The organism is Streptomyces atratus (assembly GCF_040655115.1).
In the GTDB taxonomy this organism is placed as follows: domain Bacteria; phylum Actinomycetota; class Actinomycetes; order Streptomycetales; family Streptomycetaceae; genus Streptomyces; species Streptomyces atratus_D.
The window spans coordinates 165,851-186,438 of record NZ_JBFAJH010000002.1; the positions used below are offsets into that span (position 1 = coordinate 165,851).

General features: G+C 69.4%; 20 protein-coding genes. 14 read left to right on the top strand and 6 right to left on the bottom strand.

Translation table 11 applies throughout. The features are described 5' to 3' along the window. Nucleotides 1-175: 175 nt before the first annotated feature. From AB0I23_RS03740 to AB0I23_RS03760, 5 genes are all read right to left on the bottom strand, one after another. Entirely contained in the window at nt 176-1,255 is a 1,080-nt protein-coding gene (locus tag AB0I23_RS03740) for a 2-oxoacid:ferredoxin oxidoreductase subunit beta (protein WP_359106522.1), read from the bottom strand. Beyond that, the gene (locus AB0I23_RS03745) at nt 1,248-3,221 is read right to left on the bottom strand and encodes a 2-oxoacid:acceptor oxidoreductase subunit alpha (RefSeq protein ID WP_359106524.1); all 1,974 of its coding nucleotides are present in this window, start codon (nt 3,219-3,221) and stop codon (nt 1,248-1,250) included. The genes AB0I23_RS03740 and AB0I23_RS03745 overlap by 8 nt, the downstream gene beginning before the upstream one ends. 261 nt (nt 3,222-3,482) lie before the next feature. Then, nucleotides 3,483-4,142: a response regulator transcription factor gene (locus AB0I23_RS03750; protein ID WP_037693221.1), complete on the bottom strand. Its 660-nt coding sequence runs from the start codon at nt 4,140-4,142 to the stop codon at nt 3,483-3,485. 203 nt (nt 4,143-4,345) lie between these two features. Further along, the gene (locus tag AB0I23_RS03755) at nt 4,346-5,701 is read right to left on the bottom strand and encodes a sensor histidine kinase (RefSeq protein WP_359106526.1); all 1,356 of its coding nucleotides are present in this window, start codon (nt 5,699-5,701) and stop codon (nt 4,346-4,348) included. Nucleotides 5,702-5,950: 249 nt separating this feature from the next. Further along, on the bottom strand, nt 5,951-7,150 hold the full coding sequence (locus tag AB0I23_RS03760; RefSeq protein WP_359106528.1) for a sensor histidine kinase: 1,200 nt from the start codon (nt 7,148-7,150) through the stop codon (nt 5,951-5,953). Nucleotides 7,151-7,327: 177 nt separating this feature from the next. Here AB0I23_RS03760 and AB0I23_RS03765 point away from each other — a divergent pair, with 177 nt between their 5' ends. From AB0I23_RS03765 to htpX, 12 genes are all read left to right on the top strand, one after another. Beyond that, nucleotides 7,328-7,729, top strand: a complete 402-nt coding sequence (locus AB0I23_RS03765; RefSeq protein WP_266358778.1) for an NADH-quinone oxidoreductase subunit A — start codon at nt 7,328-7,330, stop codon at nt 7,727-7,729. Further along, nucleotides 7,720-8,349 carry an NADH-quinone oxidoreductase subunit B gene (locus AB0I23_RS03770; protein ID WP_359106529.1) on the top strand — a complete coding sequence of 210 codons (630 nt, stop codon included), beginning with the start codon at nt 7,720-7,722 and terminating at the stop codon, nt 8,347-8,349. The genes AB0I23_RS03765 and AB0I23_RS03770 overlap by 10 nt, the downstream gene beginning before the upstream one ends. Then, a complete protein-coding gene (locus AB0I23_RS03775) occupies nt 8,346-9,575 on the top strand; it encodes an NADH-quinone oxidoreductase subunit C (protein WP_359106531.1) in 1,230 nt (409 codons plus the stop codon). The genes AB0I23_RS03770 and AB0I23_RS03775 overlap by 4 nt, the downstream gene beginning before the upstream one ends. Continuing rightward, nucleotides 9,572-10,540 (top strand): complex I subunit 1/NuoH family protein, encoded by a 969-nt coding sequence (locus tag AB0I23_RS03780; protein WP_359106533.1) that lies wholly within the window; start codon nt 9,572-9,574, stop codon nt 10,538-10,540. The genes AB0I23_RS03775 and AB0I23_RS03780 overlap by 4 nt, the downstream gene beginning before the upstream one ends. Continuing rightward, nucleotides 10,540-11,127: a NuoI/complex I 23 kDa subunit family protein gene (locus tag AB0I23_RS03785; RefSeq protein WP_266982664.1), complete on the top strand. Its 588-nt coding sequence runs from the start codon at nt 10,540-10,542 to the stop codon at nt 11,125-11,127. The genes AB0I23_RS03780 and AB0I23_RS03785 overlap by 1 nt, the downstream gene beginning before the upstream one ends. Beyond that, nucleotides 11,124-11,678, top strand: a complete 555-nt coding sequence (locus AB0I23_RS03790; protein ID WP_359106535.1) for an NADH-quinone oxidoreductase subunit J family protein — start codon at nt 11,124-11,126, stop codon at nt 11,676-11,678. Before AB0I23_RS03785 ends, AB0I23_RS03790 begins: the two co-directional genes overlap by 4 nt. Then, nucleotides 11,678-12,091, top strand: coding sequence for an NADH-quinone oxidoreductase subunit NuoK (nuoK, locus tag AB0I23_RS03795; RefSeq protein WP_359106537.1), 414 nt, complete (start codon nt 11,678-11,680; stop codon nt 12,089-12,091). Before AB0I23_RS03790 ends, nuoK begins: the two co-directional genes overlap by 1 nt. Continuing rightward, nucleotides 12,088-14,088 (top strand): NADH-quinone oxidoreductase subunit 5 family protein, encoded by a 2,001-nt coding sequence (locus AB0I23_RS03800; protein WP_359106539.1) that lies wholly within the window; start codon nt 12,088-12,090, stop codon nt 14,086-14,088. The genes nuoK and AB0I23_RS03800 overlap by 4 nt, the downstream gene beginning before the upstream one ends. Nucleotides 14,089-14,115: 27 nt before the next feature. Then, nucleotides 14,116-15,666: a complex I subunit 4 family protein gene (locus tag AB0I23_RS03805; RefSeq protein WP_359106932.1), complete on the top strand. Its 1,551-nt coding sequence runs from the start codon at nt 14,116-14,118 to the stop codon at nt 15,664-15,666. Then, complete coding sequence (locus AB0I23_RS03810; protein ID WP_359106541.1) at nt 15,663-17,210, top strand: NADH-quinone oxidoreductase subunit N; 1,548 nt, start codon at nt 15,663-15,665, stop codon at nt 17,208-17,210. Before AB0I23_RS03805 ends, AB0I23_RS03810 begins: the two co-directional genes overlap by 4 nt. 106 nt (nt 17,211-17,316) lie before the next feature. Next, nucleotides 17,317-17,778, top strand: coding sequence for a large conductance mechanosensitive channel protein MscL (gene mscL, locus AB0I23_RS03815; protein WP_359106543.1), 462 nt, complete (start codon nt 17,317-17,319; stop codon nt 17,776-17,778). 215 nt (nt 17,779-17,993) lie between these two features. Further along, nucleotides 17,994-18,857, top strand: coding sequence for a zinc metalloprotease HtpX (gene htpX, locus AB0I23_RS03820; protein ID WP_359106545.1), 864 nt, complete (start codon nt 17,994-17,996; stop codon nt 18,855-18,857). 348 nt (nt 18,858-19,205) lie between these two features. Here htpX and AB0I23_RS03825 read toward each other — a convergent pair whose 3' ends face one another. Continuing rightward, the gene (locus tag AB0I23_RS03825) at nt 19,206-19,607 is read right to left on the bottom strand and encodes a YccF domain-containing protein (protein ID WP_359106547.1); all 402 of its coding nucleotides are present in this window, start codon (nt 19,605-19,607) and stop codon (nt 19,206-19,208) included. 110 nt (nt 19,608-19,717) lie between these two features. Here AB0I23_RS03825 and AB0I23_RS03830 point away from each other — a divergent pair, with 110 nt between their 5' ends. Both AB0I23_RS03830 and AB0I23_RS03835 read left to right on the top strand, forming a co-directional pair. Then, on the top strand, nt 19,718-20,017 hold the full coding sequence (locus tag AB0I23_RS03830) for a YccF domain-containing protein (protein ID WP_359106549.1): 300 nt from the start codon (nt 19,718-19,720) through the stop codon (nt 20,015-20,017). Between the two features lie 286 nt (nt 20,018-20,303). After that, nucleotides 20,304-20,576: a GlsB/YeaQ/YmgE family stress response membrane protein gene (locus AB0I23_RS03835; RefSeq protein ID WP_359106551.1), complete on the top strand. Its 273-nt coding sequence runs from the start codon at nt 20,304-20,306 to the stop codon at nt 20,574-20,576. The last annotated feature ends 12 nt before the right edge of the window (nt 20,577-20,588 follow it).

Below are 20,588 nucleotides of genomic sequence, written 5' to 3' on the forward strand. Positions count from 1 at the left end.
CGGCCACGCCCTGGCACGCACGCTTCCGGCGTTGCCGAAACGCCCTGGTGGCTCCTTCCCCAAGCTCTCAGCTTCGTTCGAGCAGGGGAGACCCCGTCCAAGGCCATCCCGGCGCCTTGGAATCGCACGCACCATGTCGCGTCCGCTCTCCGATCGAAGGCCACCCGACAGGTTCTCAGCCGACGACCGTCCAGTTGTCGTTGCCGGCGAGCAGCGCGGCCAGATCGCCCTTGCCGTTCTGCTCGACCGCGGTGTCCAGCTGCTCGGTCATCCGCGTGTCGTACACCGGCCGCTCGACGCTGCGCAGCACCCCGATCGGGGTCTGGTGCAGTGTGTCGGGGTCGGCGAGCCGGGACAGGGCGAACGCCGTGGTGGGGCTGGCGGCGTGGGCGTCGTGGACCAGGACCTGCGATTCGTTCTCCGCGGTGACCTCGACGACCTTGAGGTCGCCGGTGGCCGGGTCGCGCACGACGCCCTTGGACTGCCCGGTGCCGAAGCGGATCGGCTGCCCGTGCTCCAGCCGGATCACCGCGTTCTCGGCCTGGTCCTTGTCCTTGAGGACCTCGAAGGCGCCGTCGTTGAAGATGTTGCAGTTCTGGTAGATCTCCACCAGCGCCGTGCCGGGGTGGGCGGCCGCCTCGCGCAGCACGCCGGTGAGGTGCTTGCGGTCGGAGTCCACGGTGCGGGCGACGAAGGACGCCTCCGCGCCGAGGGCCAGCGACACCGGGTTGAACGGGGCGTCGAGCGAGCCCATCGGTGTCGACTTGGTGATCTTGCCGACCTCGGACGTGGGGGAGTACTGCCCCTTGGTGAGCCCGTAGATCCGGTTGTTGAACAGCAGGATCTTCAGGTTCACATTGCGCCGCAGCGCGTGGATGAGGTGGTTGCCGCCGATGGACAGCGCGTCGCCGTCGCCCGTGACGACCCAGACGGAGAGGTCACGCCGCGAGGACGCCAGCCCGGTGGCGATGGCCGGGGCCCGGCCGTGGATCGAGTGCATCCCGTACGTGTTCATGTAGTACGGGAACCGGGACGAGCAGCCGATACCGGAGATGAAGACGATGTTCTCCTTCGCCAGACCGAGCTCGGGCATGAACCCCTGCACGGCGGCGAGGACCGCGTAGTCACCGCAACCGGGGCACCAGCGCACTTCCTGATCGGACTTGAAGTCCTTCATGGACTGCTTGGCCTCGGCCTTGGGTACCAGCTGCAGTGCCGGGAGCCCGGTGGGGAGTGCCTGGTCGGTGTTAGGCATCGATGGCCTCCTTGAAAGCCGTGGCGAGCTGCTCGGCCTTGAACGGCATTCCGTTGACCTGGGTGTAACTGTGGGCGTCCACCAGGTACTTCGCCCGGATCAGCGTGGCGAGCTGGCCGAGGTTCATCTCCGGGACGACCACCTTGTCGTAACGCTCCAGCACCTCGCCCAGATTCCGCGGGAAGGGGTTGAGGTGGCGCAGATGGGCCTGCGCGATCGGCTGCCCTTCCGCCCGCAGCCGGCGGACGGCGGCGGTGATGGGGCCGTACGTGGAGCCCCAGCCGACCACCAGGGTCCGGGCGCCGGAGGGGTCGTCGACCTCCAGGTCGGGGACCTCGATGCCGTCGACCTTCGCCTGGCGGGTGCGGACCATGAAGTCGTGGTTCGCGGGGTCGTACGAGATGTTGCCGGTGCCGTCCTGCTTCTCGATGCCGCCGATGCGGTGTTCGAGGCCGGGAGTGCCGGGGACGGCCCACGGGCGGGCCAGGGTGTGCTGGTCGCGCTTGTACGGCCAGAAGACCTCGGTGCCGTCGGCCAGCTCATGGTTGGGTCCGGAGGCGAACTGCACGCGCAGGTCGGGGAGTTCGTCGACCTCCGGGATCCGCCACGGCTCGGATCCGTTGGCGAGATATCCATCCGAGAGCAGGAACACCGGCGTGCGGTACGTCAGTGCGATCCGGACGGCGTCGAGCGCGGCGTCGAAGCAGTCCGCCGGCGTCTTCGGCGCCACGATCGGCACCGGGGCCTCGCCGTTGCGCCCGAACATCGCCTGCAGCAGGTCCGCCTGCTCGGTCTTGGTCGGCAGACCGGTCGACGGGCCGCCGCGCTGGATGTCGATGATGAGCAGCGGCAGTTCGAGCGAGACGGCCAGGCCGATGGTCTCCGACTTCAGCGCCACACCCGGACCGGACGTCGTCGTCACCCCGAGCGAACCGCCGAACGCCGCGCCGAGCGCCGCACCGATGCCCGCGATCTCGTCCTCCGCCTGGAAGGTGCGGACGCCGAAATTCTTGTGCTTGCTGAGCTCGTGCAGGATGTCGGAGGCCGGGGTGATCGGGTACGAGCCCAGGTAGAGCGGCAGGTCCGCCTGCCGGCTCGCGGCGATCAGCCCGTACGACAGGGCCAGGTTCCCGGAGATGTTCCGGTATGTACCGGTGGGGAACGTCTGCGTCGCGGGCGCCACCTCGTAGCTGACCGCGAAGTCCTCGGTGGTCTCACCGAAATTCCAGCCCGCCCGGAACGCCGCCACGTTCGCCTCGGCGATCTGCGGTTTCTTGGCGAACTTCGCCCGCAGGAACGCCTCGGTGCCGTCGGTCGGCCGGTGGTACATCCAGGAGAGCAGCCCGAGGGCGAACATGTTCTTCGAGCGCTCGGCTTCCTTGCGGGAGAGCCCGAACTCCTTCAGCGCCTCGATCGTCAGCGTCGTCAGGGGCACCGGATGGACGTTGTACGCCTGCAGCGAGCCGTCCTCCAGCGGACTGGTCTCGTAGCCCACCTTCGCCATCGGGCGTTTGGTGAACTCGTCGGTGTTGACGATGATTTCGGCGCCGCGCGGCACATCGCCGATGTTCGCCCTCAGCGCCGCGGGGTTCATCGCGACCAGCACGTTCGGTGCGTCGCCCGGCGTGAGGATGTCGTGGTCGGCGAAGTGCAACTGGAACGACGAGACGCCCGGCAGGGTGCCTGCGGGGGCCCGGATCTCGGCCGGGAAGTTCGGCAGCGTCGACAGGTCGTTCCCGAACGACGCCGTCTCCGAGGTGAACCGGTCACCCGTGAGCTGCATGCCGTCTCCGGAGTCACCCGCGAAACGGATGATCACCCTGTCCAGGCGGCGGATCTCCTTCTCGCCGACGCCCGCTTTCTCGGAACGGGGGGCGCGCTGCCCCCCGAGAACAGTCTCACTGGCCTGATCGGCGTCATCGGCCTCGTCAGCCTGTCCGGCTGGGCTACTGACCTGGCTGGTCACTGAACTGGACCTCCCTCGGGGCGGCGGCTCGGAACCGTCCGGCCCGCCGGCGGTCCCAAGGCCCACCCTACGTCGGTAAGGGTCGCCTTCCCTGGAACGGTCACATGGTGGACGTCACGATGAGACGCATCTTTGTACCGTTTTGCCATATTTCTTCAACCCCCCGGGGTCGCCTGTCGACGTGGCTTGCTGCTTCTCGGTGCTCATCCTTTGGTCCTGGGCCCCGACCGCCCGCACATTACCTGACGAAGTGTCAGGTTCTCAGGATTTGAGATAGGTCAGAACGGCCAGAACGCGACGGTGATCCCCGTCACTGGGCGAGAGCCCGAGCTTCAGAAAAATATTGCTGACGTGCTTCTCCACCGCGCCGTCGCTCACCACCAGCTGCCGGGCGACCGCGGAGTTCGTCCGCCCCTCCGCCATCAGACCGAGCACCTCGCGCTCGCGCGGCGTCAGCCCGGCCAGGACGTCCTGCTTACGGCTCCGGCCCAGCAGCTGCGCCACCACCTCAGGGTCCAGCGCCGTACCGCCCTGCGCCACTCGGACCACGGCGTCGACGAACTCACGGACCTCGGCGACCCGGTCCTTCAGCAGATACCCCACCCCCCGACTGCTGCCGGCCAGCAGCTCGGTCGCGTACTGCTCCTCGACGTACTGCGAAAGGACCAGGACCCCGATGCCGGGATACTCCTTGCGCAGCCGCACCGCCGCCCGCACGCCCTCGTCGGTGTGGGTCGGAGGCATCCGCACATCGGCGACGACCACATCCGGCAGTTCGTCCTGCGCGGCGAGATCGCTCACCGTCTTGATCAGCGCCTCGGCGTCCCCCACCCCGGCGACGACGTCATGCCCGAGATCGGTCAGCAGCCGGGTGAGCCCCTCCCTCAGCAGTACCGAGTCCTCGGCGATGACCACCCGCACCCTGTCCTCCACCACGACGCTGTTTCCCCCACTGCACTGGTCCGTCGGCCCGCGGCCGACGGAAATCCGTCCCCTGGCCCCTCAAGCATCCCAGCATCGGCCCGCGGATGGGGACGGTGCCGCATGGTTGAAGGGACGGGTGGGGCGAGGAGACGGTCGTGAGGAGGGGAGACGGGTGGCGTCGGCGGGCCGGACGGTCCGCCTCAGCCGCGCCACGGGAGCTCGGCCGTGACCCGCGTCGGCCCGCCCACCGGGGAGTCGACGGCCAGGATGCCGTCCACCGCGTCCAGCCGCTCGGTCAGACCGGCCAGACCGCTGCCCGCCGACAGGTCCGCGCCACCACGCCCGTTGTCGGTGACCTGCAGCATCAGCCGGTCGGCCGTACGCCACACATCAACCGTCGCACGCGTCGCGTACGCATGCTTGCTGACGTTCTGCAGCAGCTCGGACACAGTGAAGTAGGCAATGCCCTCGATGGCCTGCGCGGGCCGCGACGCCAGGTCCACCTCGACCGTGACCGGGACGGTGCAGCGGGAGGCGATGGCGGAGAGCGCGGCGTCCAGGCCGCGGTCGGTGAGGACGGCGGGATGGATCCCCCGGGCGAGGTCGCGGAGCTCCTGCAGGGCGACCTTCACCTCGCCGTGCGCCTCGTCGACCATGCGGGCGGCGGCCTCGGGGTCCTGCGTCAGCTTCTCCTTCGCCAGACCCAGATCCATGGCGAGGGCGACGAGCCGGGCCTGCGCGCCGTCGTGCAGATCGCGCTCGATGCGCCGCAGGTCGGCGGCGGCGGTGTCCACGACCACACCCCGGTCCGACTCCAGCTCCGAGACGCGCGATGCCAGCCGGGACGGCCCGAGCAGCCCGTACACCATCACCCGGTCCACGGACGTCAGACCACGGATGATCCACGGGGTGACGAGCACGAGTACCAGACCGAACGCACTGGTCATGGCCAGCTCGAAGGGCGAGTCGAGATAGATGTCGTGCGTGGCGTCGCCGTACAGCTGGATGCCGTCGACCCCCGCGTACGCCGGGAAGACCCACTGCCACAACGGATACGTGAGGGCCGCCCACCCGTACGCCCAGAAGTTCAACGAGACGGTGAACGCGAAGACCGCCCACGGGAAGTGCAGCAGTGCATAGAGAAGGTGCCGCCAGGACGCCCCGTTCCTCAGCACCGCGCCGACCCAGGACATCAGCCCTCCGGTCCTGCCGCGCACCGGCGCCGGATCCGCCACCTGGAGCCTCAGCAGCCCCCGCGCCCGGACCCGCTCCATCGCACCGAAACCGCGGCACATGGCCAGGGTGCCGGCCAGGAGCGGAATGCCGAGGAACGTGATCAGCAGACCAGCACTGGCGGAGGTCAGTGAGACCGCGAGGCCGAACAGCACCACACTGATGGGCAGACTCAGCAACAGATAGCCGAACTCGCGCCAGGTCCTCGCCTCGAACGGCGCGCGCAGCACCGCCGGAACGACGCTCTTCACCGGGGGGTGGTCCTCGGGGCCGGCACCGGACCGCTGAGGGTCGCGAGTGTCCGGTCCGTATGCCGTGGCCATGGTGCCGTCCGTTTCTCTGCTCGGCGGGTGGAGTGGTTCCTCTTCGACAGCCCGTACAGGCCGGTACGTCAAGAGTGCTGTCCTGCGGGACTCCGCACCATGAGGCCGGTATCCCTTCTCGACCGGGGGTTTTCCCCACCCCCCAGGCCGAGGAATGGCCCCCTCCTTCGGATCAGGCCGGAATCAGGGAGCCGGGTCCGACGCGCGTACCGGACCCGCGGGGCCCGGCACGATCCGAGAAGAAAGGCCCTACGGCCGTTTCGCGGTGCCCGCGCCGTCCCCGCCCCGGTCCCGCCAGGGCAGCTCGGCCGCGACCGTCGTCGGCCCGCCGACCGGCGAGCGCAGGACGAACAGCCCGTCCACCGCCCCCAGCCGCTCCGCAAGCCCGGACATCCCCGTACCGCCGTCCATCCGCGCCCCGCCCCGGCCGTCGTCACTGACCTGGATCAGCAGCCGTTCCCCCGACCGCCACACCTCGACGGACGCCGAACCCGCCCCACTGTGTTTGCTGACGTTCTGCAGCAGCTCGGACACAGTGAAGTAGGCAATGCCCTCGATGGCCTGCGCGGGCCGCGACGCCAGGTCCACCTCGACCGTGACCGGGACGGTGCAGCGGGAGGCGATGGCGGAGAGCGCGGCGTCCAGGCCGCGGTCGGTGAGGACGGCGGGATGGATCCCCCGGGCGAGGTCGCGGAGCTCCTGCAGGGCGACCTTCACCTCGCCGTGCGCCTCGTCGACCATGCGGGCGGCGGCCTCGGGGTCCTGCGTCAGCTTCTCCTTCGCCAGACCCAGCCCCATGGCGAGGGCGACGAGCCGGGCCTGCGCGCCGTCGTGCAGATCGCGCTCGATGCGCCGCAGGTCGGCGGCGGCGGTGTCCACGACCACACCCCGGTCCGACTCCAGCTCGGCGATCCTGCGCTCCAGCTCGTCCGAGGGCGAGAGCAGCCCCCGCGCCATCGCCCGGTCCGCGTTGGTCAGCAGCCGCGCCGTGAAGGGCAGCACCGGCCACAGGACGAACAGACTCAGGAACGACACCACGAACGTGAGCACGCCCCAGGGCAGCCGCATGAAGGTGTAAAGCACCGCTCGCCAGCCCACCGGATCCTTGAGACTCGACCACAGCCACGGAAAGACGCCACGGTCACGGCGGCCCAGCGCGGTCGCGCTCGGCTCGTCGATACGCACCCCGAGCAGCGCACGGGCCCGGCCCCGCTCCGCCCTGCCGAGCAGCCGCGCCCCCTGCAGCCCGCCGGCGAGCAACGGCAGACCCACCACAGTGACGGAAAGTCCCACCCCGATACCGATCATGAAAACTGTGTAAACAAACCCGGCAACCGCCATCGGCAGGTTGGACAGGAGATAGGAGATCTCCTTCCACGTCCACGGATCCAGCGCGAAGCGGGCGGGCGGCGGCCGGTCGTTGTCGGGCGCCGGGGGGTTCATGGTCATGCGCCCAGCCTGCCGGGCCGGACCTGCGCACGCCATGGGGTTCATGGGTGGGGCGAAGTAGGGATAACCCCACCCGTTGCCCGACGCGGCTGCTTACCGCTTCTTTAACAGGGCCTAGACTCCCGTGCGTACAGACTCGAACAGGCACGAGGGAGCGGAGGGGCGGACGTGGCCTACGTGGCGGACCTGCCGGAATCGACCGTTCTCGCGTCGGACTACTTCCACAGCTACTCGGTCGTCGGACTACTCGCCGTGATCGGCGTGCTGTTCGTCGCCGTCGCCTTCGGAGCGGGCCGACTGCTGCGCCCCGTGGTACCGACACCGGAGAAGCTCCTCACCTACGAATGCGGCGTGGACCCCGTCGGCGAGGGCTGGGCACACACCCAGATCCGCTACTACGTCTACGCATTCCTCTATGTGATCTTCGCTGTCGACTCGATCTTCCTGTTCCCATGGGCGACTGTATTTGCAGCACCCGGATACGGTGCGACCACACTGGTGGAAATGTTCATCTTCCTCGGCTTCCTCGCCGTAGGACTGCTCTACGCATGGAAGAAGGGCGTCCTCGAATGGACGTGACGAGCCCGCAGACCCCCGAGCCGCTGCACCGGCCCGAACCGACGCTGCTGCCCGAACCGAAACGGCTCGGCGCGCTCTCCCGGCTCGCACCGGAGCCCATGAAGGTGATCCTGAACTGGGGCCGCCGCTACAGCCTCTGGGTCTTCAACTTCGGGCTCGCCTGCTGCGCCATCGAATTCATCGCCGCCTCCATGGCCCGGCACGACTTCATCCGCCTCGGCGTGATCCCGTTCGCACCGGGACCCCGCCAGGCCGACCTCATGATCGTTTCCGGCACGGTGACGGACAAGATGGCCCCGGCAGTCAAGCGGCTGTACGAGCAGATGCCCGAGCCCAAGTACGTCATCTCCTTCGGCGCCTGCTCCAACTGCGGCGGCCCCTACTGGGACTCGTACTCCGTGACCAAGGGCGTCGACCAGATCATCCCCGTCGACGTGTACGTACCGGGCTGCCCGCCGCGCCCGGAAGCCCTGCTCCAGGGCATTCTCAAGCTCCAGGAGAAGATTGCCCGCGAGTCGCTGGGCGAGCGGTACGCGACCGGCGGCGGCCGCCCCTCCACCGCCGCACTCCGCAGCGGCCTGGTCGCCGCCCCGTCGGCCCCGGGGGAGGAGCAGAAGTGACCGACCCGGAAACTGCGCAAGCCTACGACCGCCTGCCGGAAGCCGTCACCGAACTCTTCGGCGAGGACGCCACGGCGGAGCACGCCTACGACCTGCTGACCGTCGACGTCCCGCCGGCCGCCTGGACCAACGCCCTCGAAACGGCCCGCTCCCTGCTGGGCTGCACCTATTTCGACTGGCTGAGCGCAGTCGACGAACCCGGCACCGGCTTCCGCGTCTGCGCCCATGTCGCCGCCCCGACGGCGGGCAAGGTCCGCCGGCTCCTGCTCCGTACGACCGTGCCGCACGACGCCGCGGTCCTTCCGACCGCGGTCGGCGTCTACGCGGGCGCCGCCTGGCACGAGCGCGAGACCCACGAAATGTTCGGCATCGACTTCGAGGGCCACCCGCACCTGGTCCCCCTTCTCCTCCCCGAAGGCTTCGAAGGCCACCCGCTGCGCAAGGACTTCGTCCTGGCGGCGAGGGTCGCCAAGGCATGGCCGGGCGCCAAGGAACCGGGCGAGTCCGAGCACGGCGGTCCCAAGCGGCGCACCATGCTGCCGCCGGGTGTCCCCGACCCGAACGAATGGGGGCCCCTCAAGGGCCAGCTCCCACCCGCCCCGACCCGTCCGGCCCGAGCAGCCCGCCCCGCGGGCGACCGCCCCGTGCGCCGGGCCCGCAGTGTGAGCGAGGGCTCGGCAAGCCAGCAGCCCGAGCCGGCCGCCCCGGCCGCCGCAGGTACCGGGACCACCCCGCAGGCCACCACGCCGACCGCGGCCCCGCGCCGCACCCGCAGCGCGTCCCAGGGCTCGGCGAGCCAGCAGGCGGCGCCGGTGGAGCAGAGCTCGGCAGCGACGGAACCGGCGGCTTCTGCGACCACGCCGAAGTCCGACGTTCCGGGCACCGCGGCTCCGGACTCGAAGGCCTCCGAACCGACAGTGCCCCACGAGGCAGCTCCGGGGACGGCACCCTCGGAGACCGCGCCCTCGGGACCGACGCCGGAGACCGCAGCCCCGGGGCCTGCGTCCAAGCCCCGCAGCGCGGACGCGCCCTGGCACCACGCCCGCCCCGCCTTCGGCCCCACCCCCGAACGGGATACGCCCCGGCCCCCGGTTCGGGAAGAGGCGGGTGGGGAAGAGGCCCCGCGCAGCGGCCCCACCCCCGAAGGAACCGAATCCGCGGCCACCCCCGAGAACCCCGACCACCCCGAGAACCCCGACCACCCCGCCGGAGGCGATACCGCGTGAACGACGTACTCGATGTCGCCCTCCGGCTCATCATCGTCTTCGCGGTGTTCATGACCGTCCCCCTCGTCGTGGGCCAGACCGAACACAAGGTGATGGCCCACATGCAGGGCCGCCTGGGCCCCATGTACGCGGGTGGTTTCCACGGCTGGGCCCAGCTCGTCGCCGACGGCGTGAAGTTCGCGCAGAAGGAAGACATCGTCCCGGCCGAGGCCGACCGCCGCATCTTCCAGCTCGCTCCCGCCGTCGCCCTCCTCCCGTACCTCCTCGTACTCGTCGCCATTCCGATCGGCCCGGGCGAGGGCGCGGTCGGCCAGGTGGTCGACGCGGGCATCTTCTTCGTACTCGCCGTCATGGGCGTGGGAGTGCTCGGCTCACTGATGGCGGGCTGGGCGTCGGCCAACAAGTTCTCCCTCCTCGGCGGCCTCCGCACCGCCGCCCAGCTCCTCGCGTACGAACTTCCGATGCTGCTCGCCGCCGCCTCGGTCGCGATGGCCGCGGGCACCGTCTCCCTTCCCGGCATCGTCAACGCCTTCCACTGGTGGTGGCTGCCCTGGCAGATCGTCGGCGCCCTGGTCTTCTTCGTGGCCGGACTCGCCGAACTGCAGCGCCCGCCGTTCGACATGCCGGTCGCCGACTCGGAGATCATCTTCGGCGCGTACACCGAGTACACCGGCCTCCGCTTCGCCCTGTTCCTGCTCGCCGAGTACGCGGGCATCGTCGTCCTGTGCGGACTGACCACCGTCCTCTTCCTCGGCGGCTGGCACGGCCCGCTCGGCGCCGACGGACTCGGCTGGGTCTGGACGCTCCTCAAGATCGCGGTCCTCGCCTTCGTCGTCATCTGGCTGCGGGTGAGCTACCCCCGCCTCCGCGAGGACCAGCTGCAGAAGCTCGCCTGGACCACGCTCATCCCGCTCGCTCTCGCGCAGATCGCGCTCACCGGCATCGTGAAGGTGGCGATCAGCTAATGCCTCCGATCCCCGGCTCAGGCCTCGCCAAGGGCCTCGCCGTCACCCTGCGGACGATGACGAAGAAGACGGTCACCGCCCAGTACCCCGACGTCCAGCCCGAACTCCCGCCGCGCTCCCGCGGCGTCATCGGGCTGTTCGAGGAGAACTGCACGGTCTGCATGCTCTGCGCCCGTGAGTGCCCGGACTGGTGCATCTACATCGACTCCCACAAGGAGACGGTGCCCGCCGCCGCACCGGGCGGCCGCGAACGCAGCCGCAACGTCCTCGACCGCTTCGCCATCGACTTCTCCCTCTGCATGTACTGCGGTATCTGCATCGAGGTCTGTCCCTTCGACGCGCTGTTCTGGTCGCCGGAGTTCGAGTACGCGGAGACGGACATCCTCGAACTCACCCATGAGCGGGACAAGCTCCGCGAATGGATGTGGACGGTGCCCGAGCCGCCCGCACTCGACCCGGGCGCGGAGGAGCCGAAGGAGATCGCCGCCGCCCGCAAGACGGCGGAGAAGCTCGAAGCCCAGCGCGCCCAGGAAGCCCAGCAAGCTCAGCAGACCCCGCAGCAGGAAGAAGAGGAAGGAAAGGAGTGACCCTCGCAGCAGCCGCGGCCCACCCCGTCTTCCTCTCCCCGACCGGCATCGAGATCGCCTTCGTCCTGGTCGGCGTCGCCACCCTCGGCGCGGCCCTCATCACCGTCACGACCAAACAGCTGGTGCATGCCGCCCTCTGGCTGGTCGTGGCGCTCGGCGGCCTCGCCGTCGAGTACCTCCTGCTGACCGCGGAATTCATCGCCTGGGTGCAGGTACTGATCTACGTCGGTTCCGTCGTCGTCCTCCTTCTCTTCGGGCTGATGCTCACCAAGGCCCCCATCGGCCGCTCCCCGGACGCCGACTCCGACAACCGCTGGGCGGCCCTCGGTGTCGCGACCGCCGCCGCAGGCGCCCTCGTCTGGGTCGTCGTGGACGCCTTCCGCACCACCTGGATCGACCTCGACGGACCGGCACACGGATCCACCGAAGCCACCGGCGCCTTCCTCTTCCGGCACTGGGTCCTGCCCTTCGAAGCACTCTCCGTCCTGCTGCTCGCCGCCCTCGTCGGCGCGATCGTCCTGTCCCGCAAGCGCAGTAAGGAGCAGAGCTGATGCACCTCGCCTATCCCGCAGTGCTCGCCGCCCTCCTCTTCTGCACCGGGCTGTACGGAGTCCTCGCACGGCGCAACGCGATCCTGGTCCTGATGTCCGTCGAGCTGATGCTCAACGCCGTCAACCTCAACCTGGTCGCCTTCGACGTCTGGCTCCGCGACGCCCTGCACTCCGGCCAGGCCCTCACCCTCTTCACCATCGCCATCGCGGCAGCCGAGATCGGCATCGGCCTCGCGATCGTCCTCGCCGTCTACCGCAACCGCGGCAGCGCGGATGTCGACCGCCTCCGTGACACCGCCGAGACCGACGCCGCCGAAACCCTCCCCGGCGGCGAGGACGACGACACCACCGGCACCGAAGACCAGGCCACTGCTCCGGCAGGGAAGGCAAAGAAGGCAGAGGCCACCGCGTGACCACCACGACCCTCGCCGTCCTCGTCCCCCTCCTTCCGTTCCTGGGCGCCGCCGCCGGCCTGCTCCTCGGCCGCACCGCCCCCGGTTACGTACGCCCCCTCGCGATCCTCCCCACCCTCGCCACGGCCGTCATCGCCGCCGTCGTCGCCGCACGCCAGGGCGGCGGCCCGGCCATCGACGCGTCGACCCGGCTCACCCCCACCGGCTCGGTCCCGATCGACCTCGCCCTCCACCTCGACGGCTTCGCGGTCCTCGTCGCCGTCCTGGTCGGCCTCGTCGCGACCTGCGTGCAGATCTACTCGACGGCCTACCTGCGCGACGACCCCCGCTACCCCTCGTACGCGGCCCTGGTCTCCCTCTTCACCTCCGCCATGCTGCTCGTCGTCTACTCCGGCGACCTGATGGTGCTGCTGGTCGGCTGGGAAGTCATGGGCATCTGCTCGTACTTCCTCGTCGGTCACTACTGGGAGACGCCCGAAGCCCGCGCCGCCTCCCTCAAGGCGTTCCTGGTCACCAAGCTCGGCGACGTCCCCTTCCTGATCGGCCTGTTCGCGCTCGCCGCCGACACCGGCACCTTCCGCATCACCGGCATCCTCGGCGCCGTCGCCAACGGCGGGCTCGACCACCCCACCCTCATCGCCCTGCTGCTCCTCGCCGGCGTCGCGGGCAAGTCCGCACAGTTCCCCCTGCACACCTGGCTGCCCGACGCGATGGCCGGCCCGACTCCCGTCTCCGCGCTGATCCACGCCGCGACGATGGTCGCCGCCGGCATCTACTTCGTGGCCCGGCTCCTCCCCGTCTTCGCCGAATCCGGCGCCGCCCTCGTCGTCCTCGCCGTCATGGCGGCGGTCACGATGATGGGATCGGGACTCGCCGCGCTCGCCCAGGACGACATCAAGCGCGTCCTCGCCTACTCGACCATCGGCCAGCTCGGCTACATGTCCGGCGCCCTGGCCGTCGGCGACCGCGGGGCCGCCGTCTTCCACCTCCTCTCCCACGGCGCGTTCAAAGCCGTCCTCTTCCTCGCGGCCGGCGTGGTCATCCACGCCGCCGGGACCAACTCACTGACCGCCATGTCCCGCATGGGCGGCCTGGCGAAGCGCATCCCGGACGCCTACTGGACGATGACCGTCGCCCTCCTCGCGCTCGCCGCCATCCCGCCGTTCGCCGGCTTCTTCTCCAAGGAAGCCGTCCTTGTCGCCGCCGAACACACCGCCTTCGGCGAACGCCACGTCGCCCCGGCCGCCGCCGGCTGGACCGTCCTCGTCGCCGGACTGCTCGCCGCCGTCCTCACCGCCGCCTACGCCACCCGCCTCTGGCTCCTCGCGTTCCGCGGCCGCGGCGCCGCGACCCCCGACCACGGCAGGCAGCCCGTCGCGATGACCGCCGTCCTCTGGGTCCTGGCCATCCCCACCATCGCCTTCGGACTCACCGTCGGTGTGATCACCGACTGGTTCGACGGCCACAGCCTCACCCCGACCCTGACCACCGCCGTCCTCTCCACCGGTGTCGGCCTCGTCGGCGGCCTCGTCACCTACGGCGCCTGGCGCCACACCACGGCCCTCGCCGCCCGCACCCCGGCCGGTGCCGTCGTCGCCCACCCCGACGCCGAACCCGCACTCGTCGAGGCCGAGGCCATGACCCACCACACCGCCGGATACGGCGACACCCCGGGCGCACCCGACCCCGCCGACCCCGGACGGCTCCTGCTCGGCCCGCTCCACCGCCACGCCGCCACCGGCTTCCACCTGGACGCCCTGTACACGAAACTGTTCGTCCGCCCCGTCCAGGCCGCGGCGAGCCTCGTCCGCTTCCTGGACCGCGAGGTCGTCGACACCTACGTACGCGGCTCCGGCACCGGTGCACGCTGGCTCGGCACCGCCGTCCGCCGCGCCCAGACCGGCAACGTGCAGACCTACCTCAGCGCACTGCTCGCCGGTTCCCTTGTCCTGGCGATCGCCGCCGTCGTTTTTGCCAATGTCAACGCCGGGTCGTGAGCCGTGATCGATATCAGCGAATCCGTGATGCAGTTCCTTCTCGCGTTCATCGTCGTCGGCCCGCTCATCGGCGCCGTCGCCGCGCTCCTGCCCGCCCCGCCCGGACTGAAGGGAAAGAGCCCCGACCAGGCGGTGCTCCGCCACGGCGTGACCGTCACCGGCGCTGTCCTCGCCGCCGCGATCGTCCTGGCCCTCGGCTTCGACCACGACCACCCTTCGACGATGCAGGCCACCACCGACATCAGCTGGATCCCGGCGCTCGACGTCCGCATCCACCTCGGCATCGACGGCATCTCGCTCCCCCTTCTCGTACTGACCGCGCTGCTGACCTTCCTCTGCGCGCTCTACAGCTACTTCAAAATGCCCGAGGGCCCCTCCCCGAAGGCCTTCGTCGCACTCGTCCTCGTCCTCGAGTCCGGCACCCTCGCGACCTTCGCCGTCCTCGACCTGCTGCTGTTCTTCCTGGCATTCGAGATGGTCCTCATCCCGATGTACTTCCTCATCGCCCGCTGGGGCGGCGCGCAGAAGCAGGCCGCCGCCTGGAAGTTCATCCTCTACACACTGCTCGGCTCAGTGATCATGCTGCTGGGCCTGCTCCTCATCGGACTGAAGAGCGGCACCTTCGACATGGTGGCACTCGCCACTGACAACGGCCGTGGACTCACCTCGTCCGTGCAGGTCATCGCCGTTCTCGCCATCGGCATCGGGCTCGCCGTCAAGAGCCCGATGTGGCCGCTGCACAGCTGGCTCCCGGACGCCCACACCGCCGCCCCGACCGTCGGCTCGGTGCTCCTCGCGGGCGTCCTGCTGAAGATGGGCACGTACGGATTCGTCCGCATCCTGCTCCCCATCGCCCCTGACGGCATGCAGACCTTCGCGCCCTACCTCGCCGCGTTCGCCGTCGTCGGCATCGTCTACGGATCCCTCGCCTGCCTCGCGCTCGCCCGTCCCGGCTCCAAGGGGGACCTCAAGCGCCTGATCGCGTACTCCTCCGTCGGCCACATGGGCTTCGTACTCCTCGGCATCGCGAGCATGACCCCCACCGGCGTCAACGGCGCGCTCTTCGCCAACATCGCCCACGGCCTCATCACCGGCCTGCTGTTCTTCCTGGCCGGCGCGGTCAAGGACCGCTACGGCACCGCCGACCTCGACACCCTCTCCGGCGCCACCGGGGCCGCCCTCTACGGCCGAGCCCCCCGCCTCGGCGGTCTCCTCGCCTTCGCCGCCGTCGCCTCGCTCGGCCTGCCCGGCCTCGCCGGATTCTGGGGCGAGATGCTCGCCCTGTTCGGCGCTTTCGACCCGGCCGACGGCCTCAGCCGCCCCGCCTTCCTCACCTTCATGTCGATCGGCGCGTTCGGCACCCTGCTCACCGCCGCGTACATGCTCATCGTCGTACGACGGGTCTGCATGGGCGAGAAGCGCGACGAACCGCACCGCATCGCCGACATCCAGACGTACGAATTCGCCGCCTGGACACCGCTCGCCGCCCTCACCGTCCTCGCCGGCCTGTGGCCCGCCATCCTCCTCGGCCTCACCGACCCGGCCGTGCAGAAGCTCCTCGCAGGAGGGAAGTCGTGACCACAGCGGCCGAGACCACCAGCCTCGTCCAGTCCGTCGACTGGCTCGCCATCGCGCCCCCCGTCATCGTCGCGACGGTCGCCCTGATCATCCTGGTCGCCGACCTCTTCCTTCCCCAGCAGCGCAAGCCGCTGCTCGGCTGGGCGACCATCGCCGGCCTCGTCGCCGCACTCGCCTTCCTCGTCCCCCTGCGCGACGGCGACCACTCCACCTTCTGTCTCACCGCCGGCACCGGCACCGGCACGGCCTGCAGCTATACCGCCGACCACTTCGCCCTGATCATCCAGGTCCTCGTCCTCGGCGGCGCCCTGCTCACCGCACTGCTCTCCCTCGGCGACACCCGCAAGCTCCCCGCGGGCGAGTTCTGGTTCCTGCTGCTGTCCTCCGCGGCCGGCGCCGCACTCCTGCCCGCCGCCCGCGACCTCGCCACCCTCGTCGTCGCCCTCGAAGTCGCCTCCCTGCCCGCCTTCGCCCTCGTCGGCATCAAGCGTGGCGACCGGCGCTCCTCCGAGGCGGCCCTGAAGTTCTTCCTCTCCTCCGTCGTCGCGACCGCCGTCACGCTCCTCGGCGTCAGCTTCGTGTACGCGGCAACCGGCACCCTCCACCTCACGGAGCTCGCCACCCGCCTCGACGACGTCCCCGGACAGCTCGACACCCTCGCCCAGGCGGGCGTCGCCCTCACCCTCGTCGGCTTCGCCTTCAAAACGGCCGCCGCACCCTTCCATTTCTGGGTCCCCGACACCTATGTCGGCGCTCCGCTCCCCGTCGCCGCCTACCTCTCGGTCGTCGGCAAAGCAGTCGGCTTCTCCGGGCTCATCCTCGTCACCGTGATCGGATTCCCGTCATACGCCGACGTCTGGGGCCCCGCACTCGCCGTCGTCGCCGCACTCACCATGACCATCGGCAACGTCGCCGCCCTCCGCCAGACCGCCACCCGCACCCGCAGCGCCGTACGCCTCCTCGCCTGGTCGTCCGTCGCCCAGGCCGGATATCTCCTGGTGCCGATCGCCTCCGCCGCGTACTCCAGCGACGACCAGATCGGCTCCACCGTCGCCTACGCCCTCATGTACGCCGTCGTGAACCTCGGTGCCTTCGCGGTGGCCGCCCTCGTCTCCCGCACGAGCCCGGACAACCGTCTCTCCGACTACCGCGGCCTGTACGCCACCCGCCCCCTCGCCGCCCTCGCCATGGCCTTCTTCCTGCTCTGCCTCGCCGGACTGCCGCCAGGCATCATCGGTCTCTTCGCCAAGGTCACGGTCTTCTCCGCCGCCGTCGACGCAGGCCTCGGCTGGCTCGCGGTCGTCATGGCCGTCAACGTCGTGATCGCGCTCTACTACTACCTCCAGTGGACGACGGCACTCTTCCGCGGACCGGAAGAGCCCGAGGCGGCGGCTCTGGCAGGCGCAGCGGGCACGGCACCCACTCTGCGCGTGACAGCACCGGTGTCCCTCACCGCCGCGATCGCCCTCACCGCCGCCGTCGGCATCGTGCTCTCCGGAGCCCCGCAGCTGGTGCTCAGGTTCGCCGCGGTCAACCTCTTCTGACCACGCACCGACCCCGCCCAAGATCGGTTTGCCCCGGCCGGGCCACGCAGGGCAGGGTCATGCCCGCACACCACGCATACGTACACACAAAAGAGGAGCCAGGGCAGTGCTGAACGGGTTCAAGGACTTCGTCCTGCGCGGAAACGTGATCTCCATGGCGATCGGGCTCGCCGTCGGAGCCGCGTTCACCGCAGTCGTCACAGGATTCAGCAACGCATTCATCGTGCCGCTGATCGGAGTCATCACCCGAGGCACCGGAGACTTCAGCAGGGCCGCCTTCCAGGTCGAGGGCGTGAAGTTCCCCTACGGACTGTTCGTCAGCGCCGCCATCGCCTTTCTGATCACCGCCGCCGTCCTCTACTTCTGCGTCGTCGTCCCCATGACGAAGGTCCAGGACCGCTTCTCGGCCAAGGCCGAGGAGAAGATCGACATCAAGGCCGCCCTGCGCGACTGCCCCCGCTGCTACACGGCGATCCCGGCCATCGCCTCCCGCTGCGCCCACTGCACCAGCGAGATCAAGCCCGACCCCGAGGCCCTCGCGCTCGCCGGACTCCCCGCCCAGCGCTGACCCGCCCCGGCGCCCTCCCGCCCGCACCCCGCCTCGACACCCGTACGGCCCAGTGCCTGCTCCGGCCCGAACAGCCGGACAGGCCCTGCCCTCCGGTCGCGCGCACAAGGGAACTAGCTCTCCTCGCCTGGCGTTGACCAGTACAGGAGGCTCCACTGGGGAGTGGAGCACCACCAAGCAAGGGTTCCCCTGCTGCACCACTTGGAGGGCGTACCGTGCACCGCCGGCACAACGGGCTGAGAACCGCCGTACTCCTCGGGGGCCTGTCCGCACTCATCATCGTCATCGGCAGTTTCTTCGGACGTACTGGCCTGATCGTCGCGCTCCTCGTAGCCGTCGGCACCAACGCCTACGCCTACTGGAACAGCGACAAACTCGCACTACGGGCCATGCGGGCCCGCCCGGTCAGCGAATTCGAGGCGCCACAGCTCTACCGCATGGTCCGCGAACTCTCCACCGCGGCCCGCCAGCCCATGCCACGGCTCTACATCTCCCCGACCCCGGCACCCAACGCCTTCGCCACCGGCCGCAACCCGCGCAACGCCGCAGTGTGCTGCACCGAAGGCATCCTGCAGATCCTGGACGAACGCGAACTGCGAGGCGTCCTCGGCCACGAACTCAGCCACGTCTACAACCGCGACATCCTGATCTCGTCAGTCGCCGGAGCACTCGCCTCCGTCGTCATGTTCCTGGTCAACTTCGCATGGCTGATCCCGGTCGGCCGGTCCAACGACGACGAAGGCCCCGGTATCTTCGGCATGCTGCTGATCATGATCCTCGGCCCGCTCGCCGCGTCCGTCATCCAACTCGCCGTCAGCCGCTCCCGCGAATACGAGGCAGACGCCTCGGGTGCCCAACTGACCGGCGACCCCCTGGCCCTCGCCGGCGCCCTGCGCAAACTGGACGCCGGAACAAAACAGCTCCCCCTGCCGCCAGAGCCGAAGATCGAGACCGCGAGCCACATGATGATCGCGAACCCCTTCCGTCCCGGCCAGGGCATGTCCAAGATGTTCTCCACGCACCCGCCGATGGCGGAGCGCATCGCCCGACTTGAGCAGATGGCAGGTCGTCGCCCATGAAGACGATCCTGAACGTCATATGGCTGGTCCTGCGGGACACGTCGACTCCCCATCAGTCGGCCGGCCCCGGGGCGGTGCCGGCCGCTGCCGGGATGTGTGTCTGAACGTCCAAAGCAGCTCGGGTATCTGACGCGCCGTCGGTGTTTCCGGAGTTCCGCTGACGACGTCCCCGTGGCCCGAACAGAATGCGCAGGAGTAACGCGCGCTCGGCAGGAGACAACGTCTTGCCCGGGAGCCAGATGACCTGTGTGTCAGCCACTGGATCCACCCCCCTCAATGGATGAGGGGGGTCAGGGGCGCGCCGTTCTGGGGTGTCTCGCCGGGGTCCGTGTTGGGTTTGGTCAGCGTCTATCGTCCGGCGAACCCATCGTCCGATCGGACCACCTCACGCCCCAACGGCATGAGCGAGATCGGGATGAGCTTCAGGTTGGCCCACCCAAAAGGGATACCGATGATCGACAGGAACAGTGGGATGCTCGTGACCAAGTGGGCTAGAGCCAGCCACCATCCCGCGAAAATCACCCAGACCACGTTCCCGATGAGCGACCCGACTCCAGCGCCCGGCCGCTCCACGGTGGTGCGGCCGAACGGCCAGAGAACGAAGCCGGCGATGCGTAGGGACGCGATGCCGAATGGGATGGTGATGATCAAGACGAAGCAGATCAGCGCGGCGATGAGGTAGCCGATCGCCATCCAGATGCCGCAGAAGACGAGCCAGATGATGTTCAGCAGCAGGTTGAACAGCTTCATGATCGACACCTCTCCAGGTGGGTCCGCCCGTACGGTCCTGCTACCACCAGTATCAGCAGGTCACACCTTCAGACGGAACCGGAGCGCCCTTGCAGCGTGATCGGGAACGTATGGAGACGATCCCGTTCGGTCTCGCAGCCTTCCGCATCGGCATCTACGCACTGTGGCCCTTCGGCTACATCGTCGTCGACCGCCGCGACGCCGGCGCACCCTCCTGCGTGGGCAACGTCCTCTGGCTGATTCTCGCAGGCTGGTGGCTGGCCCTCGGTCACATCACCACCGGAATCGCCCTCTGCATCACGATCACCGGCATCCCACTCGGCGCCGCGAACTTCAAGATGCTCCCGGTCTCCCTCATGCCCTTCGGCAAGGAAATCGTCCGCACGGACCAGCCGTTCGCCACCCGATAGGACGACAGCACGACCAGGAGGCAACGGGGGAGCCGGGCAGCGCATCCGCCGAAACGGCCACGTCACGTACACCGACCAGCCCGATCTCGCCACCTGGCTGCGCACATGGCTGGACGGAACCGGCTGGTACGGGGAGGACGCCGACGACGAAGCAATGGACCCGCAGCCCTGGCCGGACTGCACCAGCCGTATATGAACAGGCTGTGACCTGCTGCTCGTCCAGCAACCGTCCACGCCCGTCCGACGTCTTGGGTTTCACAACCAAGTGAGGGGTAGGTTCGGCAGCATGACCATTATCGGTTGGATCATTCTCGGACTGCTTGCCGGAATCATTGCCAAGGTGCTGCTCCCGGGCCGCGACCCGGGCGGGCTCGTCGGCACCACCCTCATCGGAGTCGCCGGCGCCTTCATCGGTGGCTGGATCTCCTCACGCTTCCTCGACCACCCCATATCCGAGAACTTCTACGACACCGCGACATGGATCTCGGCCATCGGCGGCTCGCTGGTGCTGCTCATCGTCTACCGGCTGCTCTTCGGGAACTCCCGGGACCGCCACTGACACCCGTCCGCG

Bases quoted from the DNA above. Each gene is read 5' to 3' on its own strand.
- AB0I23_RS03740 (WP_359106522.1), bottom strand. From the start codon at position 1,255: ATGCCTAACACCGACCAGGCACTCCCCACCGGGCTCCCGGCACTGCAG.
- AB0I23_RS03755 (WP_359106526.1), bottom strand. From the start codon at position 5,701: ATGGCCACGGCATACGGACCGGACACTCGCGACCCTCAGCGGTCCGGT.
- AB0I23_RS03760 (WP_359106528.1), bottom strand. From the start codon at position 7,150: ATGACCATGAACCCCCCGGCGCCCGACAACGACCGGCCGCCGCCCGCC.
- AB0I23_RS03770 (WP_359106529.1), top strand. From the start codon at position 7,720: ATGGACGTGACGAGCCCGCAGACCCCCGAGCCGCTGCACCGGCCCGAA.
- AB0I23_RS03785 (WP_266982664.1), top strand. From the start codon at position 10,540: ATGCCTCCGATCCCCGGCTCAGGCCTCGCCAAGGGCCTCGCCGTCACC.
- nuoK (WP_359106537.1), top strand. From the start codon at position 11,678: ATGCACCTCGCCTATCCCGCAGTGCTCGCCGCCCTCCTCTTCTGCACC.
- AB0I23_RS03805 (WP_359106932.1), top strand. From the start codon at position 14,116: ATGCAGTTCCTTCTCGCGTTCATCGTCGTCGGCCCGCTCATCGGCGCC.
- AB0I23_RS03825 (WP_359106547.1), bottom strand. From the start codon at position 19,607: ATGAAGCTGTTCAACCTGCTGCTGAACATCATCTGGCTCGTCTTCTGC.
- AB0I23_RS03830 (WP_359106549.1), top strand. From the start codon at position 19,718: ATGGAGACGATCCCGTTCGGTCTCGCAGCCTTCCGCATCGGCATCTAC.
- AB0I23_RS03835 (WP_359106551.1), top strand. From the start codon at position 20,304: ATGACCATTATCGGTTGGATCATTCTCGGACTGCTTGCCGGAATCATT.